The sequence below is a fragment of the Paraburkholderia sp. BGA-UO-ETr-F21 genome, assembly GCF_059567925.1.
In genome coordinates, this window is the sequence record NZ_JCAQOY010000014.1 from 107332 (window position 1) to 119879 (window position 12548).

The following is a 12548-nucleotide window of genomic DNA, read 5'->3' on the forward strand; positions in this document are numbered from 1 at the left end:
GGGCACTTAAAAGGAGGTGCGAAAAAGTTTGCGATCCGTACGGAGTAACCCTGATTTATCAAGGGCTTCGCACGGTTTTTGGCAATCGGCCCTTGTAAATGGCGACTCCATTCGCGCAAACTAGCGGCGGTAGAAGCGACGTGAAGGAAAAATCCAACTCAGAAGTGGGGCGTGTGATGCGAGACAAGGAAGATGAACGCGTCGACGGCAGCCGCCGTACCTGGCTGATAGCGACGACCGTAGCAGGTGGCATTGGAGGCGTTGCCACTGTCGTACCCTTTGTTAGTTCGTTTGCACCATCTGAAAAGGCCAAGGCAGCAGGTGCCCCGGTCGAAGTCGATATTAGCGATCTCAAGCCCGGCGACATGAAGACCGTTGCCTGGCGCGGTAAGCCGGTGTGGATCATCAACCGCACCGACAGGATGCTCGCCGATGTCCAGAAAGCCGATAACGAAGTAGCGGATCCCCACACCAAGAATCCTTTTTCGATGCCGTTGCCGGAGTACTGCAACAACGAGTTCCGTTCACGCGCCGACCACAAGAACCTTTTCGTCGCCGTTGCCGTGTGCACCCATCTGGGTTGTACGCCGACGCCGCGCTTCCAGGAGGGCGCGCAGCCGAATCTTCCGGACGACTGGCCAGGCGGCTTTCTGTGCCCGTGCCACGGCTCGACCTATGACATGGCCGGCCGCGTCTTCAAGAACAAACCTGCGCCGCAGAACCTCGACATCCCGCCTTACATGTTCACGTCGGCTACCGGCCTCGTGATCGGCAAGGACGAGAAAGGAGAAGCGTAATGGCGATCGAACACGAAGTAGAGACGACCGGGCTGGTCGGCTGGATCGACCGGCGCTTTCCGCTCACCTCCACCTGGAAGAAGCACGTTTCCGAGTACTACGCGCCGAAGAATTTCAACTTCTGGTATTTCTTCGGTTCGCTCGCGCTCCTGGTGCTGGTCAATCAGGTCGTCACCGGCATCTTCCTCACCATGAACTACAAGCCCGACGCGACGCTCGCGTTCTCGTCGGTCGAGTACATCATGCGCGAGGTGCCGTGGGGCTGGCTCATCCGCTATATGCACTCCACGGGCGCGTCGATGTTTTTCGTCGTCGTGTACCTGCATATGTTCCGCGGGCTGATGTACGGCTCGTACCGCAAGCCGCGCGAGCTGGTGTGGATCTTCGGCTGCGCGATTTTCCTGTGCCTGATGGCCGAGGCGTTTTTTGGCTATCTGCTGCCGTGGGGCCAGATGTCGTTCTGGGGCGCGCAGGTGATCGTGAACCTGTTCTCGGCGATTCCGTTCATCGGGCCGGATCTGTCGCTGTGGATTCGTGGCGACTACGTGGTCTCGGACGTCACGCTGAACCGCTTCTTCGCGTTTCACGTAATTGCGATTCCGCTCGTGCTGATCGGTCTGGTGGTCGCCCACCTGGTCGCGCTGCATGAAGTCGGCTCGAACAATCCGGACGGCATCGAGATCAAGGCGAAGAAGGACCCGGACGGCATTCCGCTCGACGGCATCCCGTTCCACCCGTACTACTCGGTGCACGATTTCATGGGCGTGACGGTGTTCCTGCTGATCTTCGCCGCGATCATTTTCTTCGCGCCGGAGATGGGCGGCTACTTCCTCGAAGCGAACAACTTCGTGCCGGCCAACCCGTTGCAGACGCCGCCGGAAATCGCGCCGGTCTGGTACTTCACGGCCTTTTACGCGATGCTGCGCGCCACCACCGATCCGTTCAAGATTGTGTTGATGGTCGTGATCGCGCTGCTCGGCCTGCTCGCGCTGGTGCGCGCGCGCGGCAAGTGGAAGCTCGGTCTGCCGGTGCTCGCGGTGCTGGTGATTCTGGCCATGGCGTTCACCGAATCGAAGTTCTGGGGCGTGGTGGTGATGGGCAGCGCGGTGGTATCGCTGTTCTTCCTGCCCTGGCTCGACCGCTCGCCGGTCAAGTCGATCCGTTACCGGCCGTTCTTTCATAAGGTGTTCTACGGCATCTTCGTGCTCGCATTCCTGACCCTGGCCTTCCTCGGCACGAAACCGCCGTCGCCGGTCGCCACGTTGATCGCCCAGATCTGCGCGCTGATCTACTTCGCGTTTTTCCTCGGTATGCCGTTCTGGACGCGGCTTGGCACGTTCAAGCAGCCGCCCGAGCGGGTGCGGTTCAAGCCTCACTAATCGCGAGCCAGGAGAACACGAAATGAAAAAACTGCTTACGAAGTGCGCGCTGATCGGCGCGACACTGCTCGCGGTGCTGTCCGCCCCGGCTCACGCGGACGAGAATTTCCCGCTCGACCGCGCGCCGGATAACGCGGAGAATTTCGCTTCTTTGCAGCACGGCGCGCAATTGTTTGTAAACTACTGCCTGAATTGCCACAGCGCGAATCTGATGCGCTACAACCGGCTGACCGACATCGGCATCATGCCGAACGAAATTCAGGCGAACCTGCTGTTCACCACGGATAAAATCGGCAACACCATGACCGTGGCGATGCGGCCCGAAGACGCGAAAGCGTGGTTCGGCGCGAGTCCACCGGATTTGTCGGTGGAAGCGCGAGCGCGCGGCAAAGACTGGCTCTACACGTATTTGCGCAGCTTTTACCGCGACAATACGCGGCCGACGGGCTGGAACAATCTGGTGTATGAAAACGTGAGCATGCCTCACGTGTTGTGGCAGCTTCAGGGGCAACGTACCGCGAAGTTCGGTGACGAAACCGACGAAAAAACTGGCGAGACGGTACACAAATTTGTCGGCTTCCAGCAGGTCACTCCGGGGACGATGTCGCCGGTAGATTATGATTCTGCTGTGGCCGACCTCGTGTCGTACCTGTCATGGATGTCCGAACCGACCCAGAAAACCCGCAAACAGCTTGGCGTGTGGGTGCTGATGTTCCTCGGTATCCTGAGCTTTTTCGCCTGGCGACTGAACGCCGCGTACTGGAAACATATCAAATAATCACGCCGTCACCCGGCGTGGGGCCGGCGCCAGGAAAAACCTGCTGAACGGTTTTTCCGCGCGCTGGCCTTTCAGCTTTTTGAGGAAACGTAAACATGATGGTTCTGTATTCCGGCACAACTTGCCCGTTCTCCCAGCGCTGCCGGCTGGTGTTGTTCGAAAAGGGCATGGACTTCGAGATCCGCGACGTCGACCTGTTTAACAAGCCGGAAGACATCGCCGTGATGAATCCGTACGGTCAGGTGCCGATTCTCGTCGAACGGGACCTGATTCTGTACGAATCGAACATCATCAACGAGTATATCGACGAGCGCTTCCCGCACCCGCAGCTGATGCCGGCCGATCCGGTTCAGCGTGCCCGCGCCCGCCTGTTCCTGCTCAACTTCGAAAAAGAGCTGTTCGTGCACGTCGGCACGCTCGAAAACGAAAAGGGCAAGGCCGCCGAGAAGAATCACGAGAAGGCCCGTCTCGCGATCCGCGATCGTCTGACGCAGCTCGCGCCGATCTTCCTGAAGAACAAGTACATGCTTGGCGAAGAGTTCTCGATGCTCGACGTCGCAATTGCTCCGCTGCTGTGGCGTCTGGACCACTACGGCATCGAACTGTCGAAGAACGCCGCCCCGCTGATGAAGTACGCCGAGCGCATTTTCAGCCGCCCGGCTTACATCGAAGCGCTGACGCCTTCGGAAAAGGTGATGCGTCGTTGAGTTTGGCTTTGGGGTGAGGGCGCCGCGCGGCTGGGTGAGCGCGGGCCCGCGCCCGGTAAGAGGACTGTTGATGCAAGAGATTTCCACCAAGCCTTACCTGCTGCGCGCGCTCTACGAGTGGTGCACGGATAACGGCTATACCCCGCACATTGCGGTCCGGGTCGACAACCAGACGCGCGTGCCGCGTCAGTTCGTGCGCGACAACGAAATCGTGTTGAACATCAGCTTCGAGGCGACCAGCCAGTTGCAGATGGGCAACGAGTGGATCGAGTTCAGCGCGCGTTTCTCCGGCAAGTCGCACAAGATCGAAGTGCCGATCGCCAATATTCTCGCGATCTACGCGCGCGAAAACGGCCAGGGCATGGCATTCCCGGTCGAGTCGACGGGCGGTGAAGCGCAGGATTCGGGCACCGACGCCGAAGTGGCGGACGAGACCGAGGCGCCCGCGCCGCGTGCGGTAGAAACGGCGCCGGCCGCGGATGCCGCCGCCGCCAAAGCGGAAAGCGCGACGGACGCCCCGCAACCTGACGACGATGGATCGAAAGGTGGCGGAAGGGCTCGCCTCAAGATCGTAAAATGAAGTAGAATCACGGCCTCATGCCGGCTTAGCTCATCAGGTAGAGCGCTTGACTTGTAATCATGAGGTGGCGGGTTCGAGTCCTGCAGCCGGCACCAGTTGTACTAAACGGGGTTTCTGTTCATTCAGAAACCCCGTTTTTCATTTATGCGTGCGCACGCTGCGTGATTACAAAATCACCGCGTTTGAAATGCGTGTTGTCTTGAATAAGCAGATTAATGAGAAACGAGTTGCGGACGCGAATTAGCGCCCGCAATCGTAGCTTTATTCTGATGAGCTGGCGCCGTGGAGGGTATTGCCCGGCGCCGCTGTGGGTCTCTCAGGTTCTTCTTGGAATGGTTGCGTTCCACTAATTGGGAAAACTATACCGGTCACATTCCTTTCTGTCCATTAACCGGCTGTAAACCCCTATAAAGAATTGCGTCTCGGGATAGACGAGTTGTCCACTTGTATAAGATTTTGCCTATTCAATCGAATAAATCGCGGAGTCGGATAGGACTGAGCCGATCCTCGTCGATAAAGTGCGCAGAGAGAGAGGCGGTTCCGTGACGCAACGGTGAGGCTCGATATCGGTCCAAAAATGCCATATCTCTTTCACCTTGTCGATGGTGGACTTTTTAGTCCACGTCGGCGCATTTCTCCAGGGGTTTGCCGGCGAATACCGCACCGCGAACCCGAACCACCGAGGTACTATTCGGGCGTCAGTCGGCCACGCTATCAAGTAACTCCGGCGGGCAACGCCCCCGATGACGCGGTTTCTCAGTGCGTCGCTCCCGCAACACCGATCCCACCTTTACCATGACCAGCCCAGCAACCATCACCTGGCCCGAAGCCGACGGCCCCCGCGCCGCGCGTTGGCGCTCCGAAGCGGCCGTGCCGCCGCCCAAGCGCGTCATTGTCGCGGACGACCGCACCACCGCCGATTCCGCTTACCGTCTCGCTTGCGAAGGAACGGCGCTGCTGTGGAACGGCGACTTCCAGAACGCTCGCCAACTGCTGCAAGCGGTCACGCGCCGGCTCGAGCGCAAGCCTCGCAAGCAGGGCGAAACGCCGCTCGACGCGTTCAACCTGCACAGGCAGGCACAGTCGCAACGCGCGCGCACGCTCGGCATGATCCTGATTCCGCTCGACGCCGCGTACGGTATTCCGCTGCGTCGCGCGCCCGATGTTCAGCAAGCCTGCATCGAAACGTATGGACCGGCCACCGGCGAGGCATCTGTCGTATCGCTGCGCGAGTTGCTCGGCATGATCGGTGCGCACGAATGGCGCAAGAAGGGCGTCGAGATTGCCGCACTGGGCGAGCGGATCCATCCGCACTACGGGGTGTTTTCACCGGTGCGCGGCGAGTATGTGGATCTCGTCGCGCGCACGCCGCTGCCTTCGCTGAACAAGGCGTTCGATATCGGCACGGGCACGGGCGTATTGTCCGCGCTGCTCGCCAAACGCGGCGTGAAGAAAATCATCGCCACCGATCAGGATCCCCGAGCGCTCGCTTGCGCGCGTGAGAACCTGACGCGTCTCGGCTACGACCAGCAGGTCGAGGTCGTGCAAGCGGATCTGTTTCCGGAAGGCCGTGCCCCGCTCGTGGTGTGCAACCCGCCGTGGCTGCCGGCAAGGCCCGCTTCTCCGATCGAATATGCGATCTACGATCCGGAAAGCCGCATGCTGCTCGGTTTCCTGAACGGGCTCGCGGAGCATGTGTCGCCGGGCGGGGAAGGCTGGCTGATCATGTCGGACTTCGCGGAGCATCTCGGCTTGCGCACGCGCGACTGGCTGCTCGCCGCCATCGACAAGGCCGGATTGACGGTGATCGGGCGCGAGGACATTCGTCCGCGGCACCCCAAGTCGACCGATGAAACCGACGCGCTGCACACCGCGCGCATGGCTGAAGTCACTTCGCTGTGGCGTCTCAAGCCGCGATAAGCGGCCAATGCGTTGCCACGCGGCAAGGCGGGCAACGCGGCGCGTCACGTCGAAGCGCCGCCCGCCTTGAGTTTGCCGAGGTATGCCGCCGCGCCACGCCCTGCCGCGAGGCCGCTGGCGAAGCAGGCAGTAAGGAGATAGCCGCCCGTGGGCGCTTCCCAGTCGAGCATTTCGCCTGCGCAGAATGCGCCCGGCAGGCGTTCGATCATCAGGTGCTCGTCGAGCGCCTCGAAGGGAATGCCGCCGGCGGTGCTGATCGCTTCTGCGATCGGCCGCGCGCGGGTGAGGCGCACCGGCAGCGCCTTGATGGCATGCGCGAGGCCGTTCGCGTCGGCGAAGGCCTCTTTCGACAAAATTTCATGCAACAGAGCCAGTTTGACTCCGCCGATCCCGATCCGGCCGTGCAGGTGACTCGACATCGAGCGTGAGCCGCGCGGTCGCGTGACTTCGGCGACGACTCGCTCCAAAGGCAAGCCCGGCGCCAGGTCCAGCGTGATTGTCGCGGAACCGTCGGCGAGAATTCGGTCGCGGATCACCGCCGACAAGGCATAAATCAGGCTCCCTTCGAGGCCGGTTTCGGTCAGAAGTATTTCACCTTGTCGATTGTGGACTTTATTGTCTACGCTCGTCAGTGCGATGGCTACCGGCTTCACCGGTTGGCCTGCAAAACGCTCGCGCAGGTAGGGGCTCCAGTCGGCGTCGAAGCCGCAATTCGCCGGCAGCAAGGGCGTCACCGGTACCTCGCGCGAGGCCATCAACGGTACCCAGGCGGCGTCCGAACCCAGACGCGGCCAGCTTGCGCCGCCAAGCGCGAACACTACGGCGTCGACGGTTACAGTTTGCTCACCGTTGGGCGTGGCAAATCGAAGTGTATGCGTGGCAGCGTCCCCGCCCGCTTCGGTGTCCCAGCCGGTCCACTTGTGGCGCATATGAAAGCCCACGCCCGCTTCGCGCAATCGATGCAGCCACGCACGCAGCATGGGCGCGGCTTTCATGTCGGTCGGAAAAACGCGGCCCGAACTGCCGACGAAGGTTTCCACGCCCAGCCCGTGCAACCACACACGCAAGGCGTCGGGATCGAAGGCGTTCACGAGCGATGCGAGTTGCTCGCGGCGGGCCCCGTAGCGCCCGAGGAACGGCTCGAGCGGTTCCGAATGGGTGATATTCATGCCGCCTTTGCCCGCCATCAGGAATTTGCGGCCGACCGACGGCATGGCGTCGTAGACGTCGACCCGCATGCCTGGCCGGGCGAGCGCCTCGGCGGCCATCAAGCCGGCGGGGCCGCCGCCAATCACGGCGACGCGGGCGGAATCGAATGAGGATGACATGCGGACCTGCGGATGAGCGGAAGAGGCGGCGCGCCGGCCGGACCAGATGAGCGGGCGGTGCGAAGGGCGCTATTTTTACACCGCGGCCTGCGCAGGGCAAACGCGAGGGTGGGCACGCGGGCTGAAAAAGGCTCGGTTCAGGCGGTCCCGCGTTCGGCTGGATTGCGTCTGCGGCTTCGTTGTCGTCTGGCGCGACCTATAATTTTCAGACACCTTCCATCGGACGCCGTGCGCGTCTTTCCCGCGTCAAACCCAGCTCCCCGTCTTCTTGCCATTCGACGCGCCTCCGCTGTCTGTGACGCCGCGTCACGGAAGGCTCTGTGCTTCGCGCGTCTGCTGCCTGCGTGGATATCTGAACGTCTGACCAAGGAGACTGCCATGTCCCGCAAATACATTGATTGTCGCGAATTCCCGAGCGAAATGAACTGCACGGTTGCCCTATCTGCCGACACCGAGAGCGAATTGCTCGACGCGGCAGTCCAGCATGCGGTCTCTGTGCACAAACACACGGATTCGCCGGAGTTGCGGTCGCAACTCAAGACCCTCTTTCACGACGGCACGCCACCGGTTGAAGCTCCGCGCGCGTGAGTTGCTGTCTTTCGGAAATGAGATAGGCCGTGCGACCTGCACGAGCGGCGTCTGGCCGCCCGTGCGGGTAGCGACGTATTGGGACTGTTCTAGCCGGGGTAGGCCTCGTCTACCTTCAAGCCCGCAAGCTTGAAGATGACCCGCAGCGTTTGCGGCTTGATATCGCGCCGCGAAGCGAGCGTTGTCATGACGAAGTCGAGCACTTTGGCGTACTTGAGCATGGTCAGGCAGGTTTCCATGTCCACGCTGCCGTCGCGCATGATTTCGGCGAGACGGAGCATTTCCGTGGAGATGTCACGGGCCATTTCCAGCTCGAGTTGCTGCTTCTCCGACCAGGCCGGGGTGGCGATGAGCTTCGCCAGCATTTCCTGAAACTTCTGTTCGACGTTTCCGTTGGGTACCGTATCCATTGCTGCCTCTTCTATTTTCCGAGCGCGCGTCCGGTGGAAGTCTCGGCGCGCTGCTGGTTACGTAACGTTCGGCCCGTGTTCCGGGACCGTCCTCCCCACATGCATTCGGTTCGCGTGATCAAAGTCACGGCCGCAGCCACTTGTTATAGGCGAGACGGCCGACGCCGACGGGCTCAGCCGGTACGCACGCTGCTTTTTGCGCCTATCTGGCCCCCCTGAGTAGAGCTTTTAGAGCAGGAAGTGTTCCAGATTGACAGCATTTCTTGCATGATCCGCGCGGCTCTTTCGGTAAGCGGGCCGCACTTTGGGTAAACTGGCAGCAACTTTTCCCTTTTTCCGTCGCCTGTCGCACGTTCGCGCTGCAATTGATGACGGTTTCCCCCGATGTCCAGCAAAACCCACGAAATCCGTCCCAACCAATCCGTCGAATTGCTGAAGGAGCTCCATATCCTCACGCGCGACGGCAAGATGAACCAGGACAGCCGTCGCAAGCTGAAACAGGTCTACCACCTGTTCCAGTTCATCGAGCCGCTCCTCAAGGACCTCAAGGACCAACAGGGCGCCGTGTCCCTCGTTGATCACGGCGCGGGCAAGTCCTACCTAGGTTTTATCCTGTACGACCTTTTCTTCAAGGAGTTTCAGGCTCAGGCTGGTGGGGCGTCGCACATATACGGCATCGAAACGCGCGAGGAGCTCGTCGCGAAGTCGGAGGAGCTGGCGAACCGGCTGGGCTTTACGGGCATGTCGTTCCTGAATCTTTCGGTGGCGGAGTCCATCACGTCGGATCGCTTGCCGGGCCAGATCGACATCGTGACGGCGCTGCACGCCTGCAATACGGCGACCGACGACGCGCTGCGCTTCGCTCTGGAGAAGAAAGCGAAATACATCGTGGTCGTGCCGTGCTGTCAGGCTGAGGTGGCGGGTGTGCTGCGGCAGAACAAGGGCAAATCGCTGGGGAACGCCTTGACGGAAATCTGGCGGCATCCATTGCATACGCGGGAGTTTGGAAGCCAGATCACAAATGTGCTGCGATGTTTGCAGCTCGAGGCGCATGGCTATCAGGTCAGCGTGACCGAGCTGGTGGGATGGGAGCATTCGATGAAAAACGAACTCATCATCGCCCAGTACAAGGACTTGCCGAGGCGGCGGCCGGCCGAGCGCCTCAATGAGGTAATGGCGACGCTCGGTATCGAGGAGCTGAAAGAGCGGTTCTTTGTATCGGCCTGACGAGGCGGCCTTTCCTCGCAGCGAGGCGCTGGGTGAATTACGGCTTCATCAACGCATTCCAGCCAGCAAGGCCGATTCGCCGAAGCGTTTCCTGATTTCGCTCGTAAATCTCTTCCGCATCGGGAAACGCCTGAACCGCGCGCTCGATGCTGTCCTCGCGCAGCAAGTGCAGAATCGGATAGGGCGCCCGGTTCGTGTAGTTTTCGATATCGTCAGGCTGACTGTCTTCAAACTGATAATGCGGATGAAAGCTGGCGATCTGAACGATGCCTTCGAGCCGAAGCTGCTTGAGCATGCGGTCGGCGAAAAACAGGCAGTCGTTGTAGTCGAGAAAGTCGCCGAGTGCGTGGGGCACGATCAACAGTGTCGTATCCACCGCGTCCGGATCGGCCGCCATCAGCGTCTGAAGCTCGGTTTCGAGATCGGTCAGCACGCCTTCCATGTCCGCGGCATGGCTGACTACGTAGCGAATCTGGCCCTTCACATGCACGGCCTTGGCGAACGGACAGAGGTTCAGGCCGATCACCGCCTCGGTCAGCCAGTGACGAGTGGCGGCAACAACAGCATCATCGGATTCGGCGGACAAAGACATGGCAGGTGGCGGCGGGGGAAATAAACGTCATTCTAACGGCGCGCCTGGATACGGATTCGTGGCTCACGCAACCGCCTCGCGCAAACAGTACCGTCAAGCAGGAATCTCAAGCGCCCGAGGGCACCGCCGTCGTGCCGCATGCGGCGGCGATCAACTGCGCGGCGACTTTCGGCGCGGCCAGAATGGGCCCGCATCCCGGGCCGTAGGTCTGGCTCGCCGCGTACACGCCTTCGATCATTAAACCGAGCGCATTGGCCAGCGCTTCGGGATCGTCGGCGCCCGCCGCCGTGGTCAGTTCCGTGAGGCGCGCCATCAACCGCGCCTTGTTGCGGAACACGAACTGTCGCGCCGGATGTGCCGCGTCCGGAAACTCGACCGACACGTTCACGAAAGGACAGCCGCGATAACCGTCGATCGACGCGCGCCCCGCGAGATCGTCGAAATATTGCTGAAGCTGTTTGGCCGGCTCGCCCGGATGCTTCGCGAAGCTCCTCTCCACATAACCGAAGAACTGCTCGTCCTTGCGCTCCAGATAAGCCATGATCAGCTCGTCCTTCGATGAAAACTGGCGGTACAAGCTCATCTTGTTCACGCCGGCCCGTTCGACAACCGCATCGACGCCGACGGCTCGCACGCCCTCGCGATAGAACAACTCGTCCGCGGCACGAAGCAGATGCTGCTGCGCCTGGGGCCCGGCCGTCTGCGCGCCGCGTGCACGCCGTGTACTGGCAGGCTTGTGAGTTTCGTTGTCGGACATGGATGGCCACCTGAATGAACTTGACGCCTTGACATGTTACCGACCAGTAACTAATATCGCAACACTCATTGTGACTGATCTGTCACAAGTCTTTTACTGAAGTCGTAAGAATATGAGCGGCGTGGCCTGCGAGGTCGGCGTCGATTGGAGAACCGATGAATTGGGCAGCGAAACTGATTGGCGGACGTTTCCACTACGGCTGGTTGACCGTCGCAGTGGTGTTTCTGGTGCTGCTGGCGGCAGCGGGCACGCGTGCCACGCCGAGCGTGATGATGGTGCCGCTCGAGCATCAATTTGGCTGGAGCCGCGCAACGATCTCGTTGGCAATTTCGGTGAATATCGCGCTGTACGGTCTCATGGGGCCATTCGCGGCCGCGGCGATGCAGCGTTTCGGGGTGCGTCCCACGCTGCTGGCCGCGCTCGGCACGATGGCGGCGGGCGTGGCGCTCTCGTCGCTGATGACGCACCCGTGGCAAATGGTGCTGATCTGGGGCGTGATGGTCGGCGGATCGACGGGCGTCGCGGCGCTGTCGTTGTCGGCGACGGTAGTGACGCGCTGGTTCACGACGCGGCGTGGCCTCGTCATGGGCATTCTCACGGCCAGTTCAGCGACCGGACAACTGGTGTTCCTGCCTATGCTCGCGGCCATTGCGGAGCATCAAGGCTGGCGGCAAGTGGTGTGGGTCGTCGCCATCGCTGCCGCGATCGTGATTCCGCTGGTGGCGTTTCTCTTGCCCGAACGTCCGGCCGATATGAAGTTGCGCCCGTACGGCGAGCCGCACGATACGCCGATCAACAGCACCGTCACGAAACAGAATCCGCTGGCGATCGCCTTCGGCATGCTCGCGATGGCGAGCAAAACCCGCGACTTCTGGTTGCTGTTTTTCAGCTTCTTTATCTGCGGCGCGAGCACCAATGGCTACGTCGGCACCCATCTGATCGCGATGTGCGGCGATTACGGCATGACGGAAGTGCAGGGCGCGTCGCTGCTTGCCGCGATGGGCATTTTCGATCTGTTCGGCACGACACTCTCTGGCTGGTTGTCGGACCGCTTCAATAGCCGCGTGCTGCTTTTCTGGTACTACGGTTTGCGGGGTTTGTCGCTGATGTATCTGCCGCACGCGTTCGGCATCGACTTCTTCGGTTTGCCGCTGTTCGCCGTGTTCTACGGCCTCGACTGGATTGCTACCGTGCCACCGACCGTGCGTCTGGCTACCGACGTCTACGGCAAGGAGTCGGCGCCGGTGGTGTTCGGCTGGGTCGTCGCCGGCCACCAGCTCGGCGCGGCGTTCGCAGCGCTCGGCGCGGGCATGCTGCGCGCGAGCCTCGGCACCTACACGGTGGCGTCGATGATTTCTGGCGGTTTGTGTCTCGTGGCGGCGGTGATCGTGTTGCGAATCAACCGGCCCGCCAAAGTGCCGGAGCCGCAGGCGGTCTGAAGCCGATCGACTCGAACGGAGCACGGCACAGTTGTTGGAACGACGG

13 protein-coding genes and 1 tRNA gene are annotated in these 12548 nt (G+C 61.2%); 10 read left to right on the forward strand and 4 right to left on the reverse strand.

Annotation, left to right across the window (positions count from 1 at the left end):
• Positions 1–176 precede the first annotated feature (176 nt).
• The 7 genes from petA to AC57B1_RS10675 all read left to right on the forward strand — a co-directional run bounded on the left by petA (position 177) and on the right by AC57B1_RS10675 (position 6161).
• Complete coding sequence (petA, locus tag AC57B1_RS10645; protein ID WP_091798537.1) at positions 177–797, forward strand: ubiquinol-cytochrome c reductase iron-sulfur subunit; 621 nt, start codon at positions 177–179, stop codon at positions 795–797.
• The gene (locus tag AC57B1_RS10650) at positions 797–2176 is read left to right on the forward strand and encodes a cytochrome b (RefSeq protein ID WP_091798540.1); all 1380 of its coding nucleotides are present in this window, start codon (positions 797–799) and stop codon (positions 2174–2176) included. The genes petA and AC57B1_RS10650 overlap by 1 nt, the downstream gene beginning before the upstream one ends.
• Positions 2177–2198: 22 nt before the next feature.
• Entirely contained in the window at positions 2199–2954 is a 756-nt protein-coding gene (locus AC57B1_RS10655; protein ID WP_496417482.1) for a cytochrome c1, read from the forward strand.
• 95 nt (positions 2955–3049) lie between these two features.
• Entirely contained in the window at positions 3050–3661 is a 612-nt protein-coding gene (locus AC57B1_RS10660) for a glutathione S-transferase N-terminal domain-containing protein (protein ID WP_006052302.1), read from the forward strand.
• A 70-nt stretch (positions 3662–3731) separates the two neighbouring features.
• On the forward strand, positions 3732–4241 hold the full coding sequence (locus tag AC57B1_RS10665; protein ID WP_091798546.1) for a ClpXP protease specificity-enhancing factor: 510 nt from the start codon (positions 3732–3734) through the stop codon (positions 4239–4241).
• A gap of 19 nt (positions 4242–4260) precedes the next feature.
• A tRNA-Thr gene (locus tag AC57B1_RS10670) sits at positions 4261–4336 on the forward strand.
• 700 nt (positions 4337–5036) lie between these two features.
• Positions 5037–6161 carry a methyltransferase gene (locus AC57B1_RS10675; RefSeq protein ID WP_408353079.1) on the forward strand — a complete coding sequence of 375 codons (1125 nt, stop codon included), beginning with the start codon at positions 5037–5039 and terminating at the stop codon, positions 6159–6161.
• A gap of 44 nt (positions 6162–6205) precedes the next feature.
• Here the strand turns inward: AC57B1_RS10675 and AC57B1_RS10680 are convergent, their stop codons facing one another.
• The gene (locus AC57B1_RS10680; RefSeq protein WP_496417483.1) at positions 6206–7489 is read right to left on the reverse strand and encodes a TIGR03862 family flavoprotein; all 1284 of its coding nucleotides are present in this window, start codon (positions 7487–7489) and stop codon (positions 6206–6208) included.
• A gap of 378 nt (positions 7490–7867) precedes the next feature.
• Between AC57B1_RS10680 and AC57B1_RS10685 the strand changes: the two genes are divergently transcribed.
• Positions 7868–8077, forward strand: a complete 210-nt coding sequence (locus AC57B1_RS10685; RefSeq protein WP_091798627.1) for a DUF1059 domain-containing protein — start codon at positions 7868–7870, stop codon at positions 8075–8077.
• Positions 8078–8166: 89 nt separating this feature from the next.
• Here AC57B1_RS10685 and AC57B1_RS10690 read toward each other — a convergent pair whose 3' ends face one another.
• On the reverse strand, positions 8167–8487 hold the full coding sequence (locus AC57B1_RS10690; RefSeq protein WP_091798629.1) for a type II toxin-antitoxin system HicA family toxin: 321 nt from the start codon (positions 8485–8487) through the stop codon (positions 8167–8169).
• Positions 8488–8871: 384 nt separating this feature from the next.
• Here AC57B1_RS10690 and AC57B1_RS10695 point away from each other — a divergent pair, with 384 nt between their 5' ends.
• On the forward strand, positions 8872–9714 hold the full coding sequence (locus AC57B1_RS10695) for a class I SAM-dependent methyltransferase (RefSeq protein WP_408353075.1): 843 nt from the start codon (positions 8872–8874) through the stop codon (positions 9712–9714).
• Positions 9715–9751: 37 nt separating this feature from the next.
• Here AC57B1_RS10695 and AC57B1_RS10700 read toward each other — a convergent pair whose 3' ends face one another.
• Together AC57B1_RS10700 and AC57B1_RS10705 are read right to left on the reverse strand one after the other, a co-directional pair.
• Positions 9752–10306, reverse strand: coding sequence for a DUF1415 domain-containing protein (locus AC57B1_RS10700; RefSeq protein WP_408353073.1), 555 nt, complete (start codon positions 10304–10306; stop codon positions 9752–9754).
• A 106-nt stretch (positions 10307–10412) separates the two neighbouring features.
• Entirely contained in the window at positions 10413–11063 is a 651-nt protein-coding gene (locus AC57B1_RS10705; RefSeq protein ID WP_496417484.1) for a TetR/AcrR family transcriptional regulator, read from the reverse strand.
• Between the two features lie 155 nt (positions 11064–11218).
• On the opposite strand from AC57B1_RS10705, the gene AC57B1_RS10710 reads away from it, so the two are divergent.
• Positions 11219–12502 (forward strand): MFS transporter, encoded by a 1284-nt coding sequence (locus tag AC57B1_RS10710; protein ID WP_496417485.1) that lies wholly within the window; start codon positions 11219–11221, stop codon positions 12500–12502.
• Positions 12503–12548: the final 46 nt, after the last annotated feature.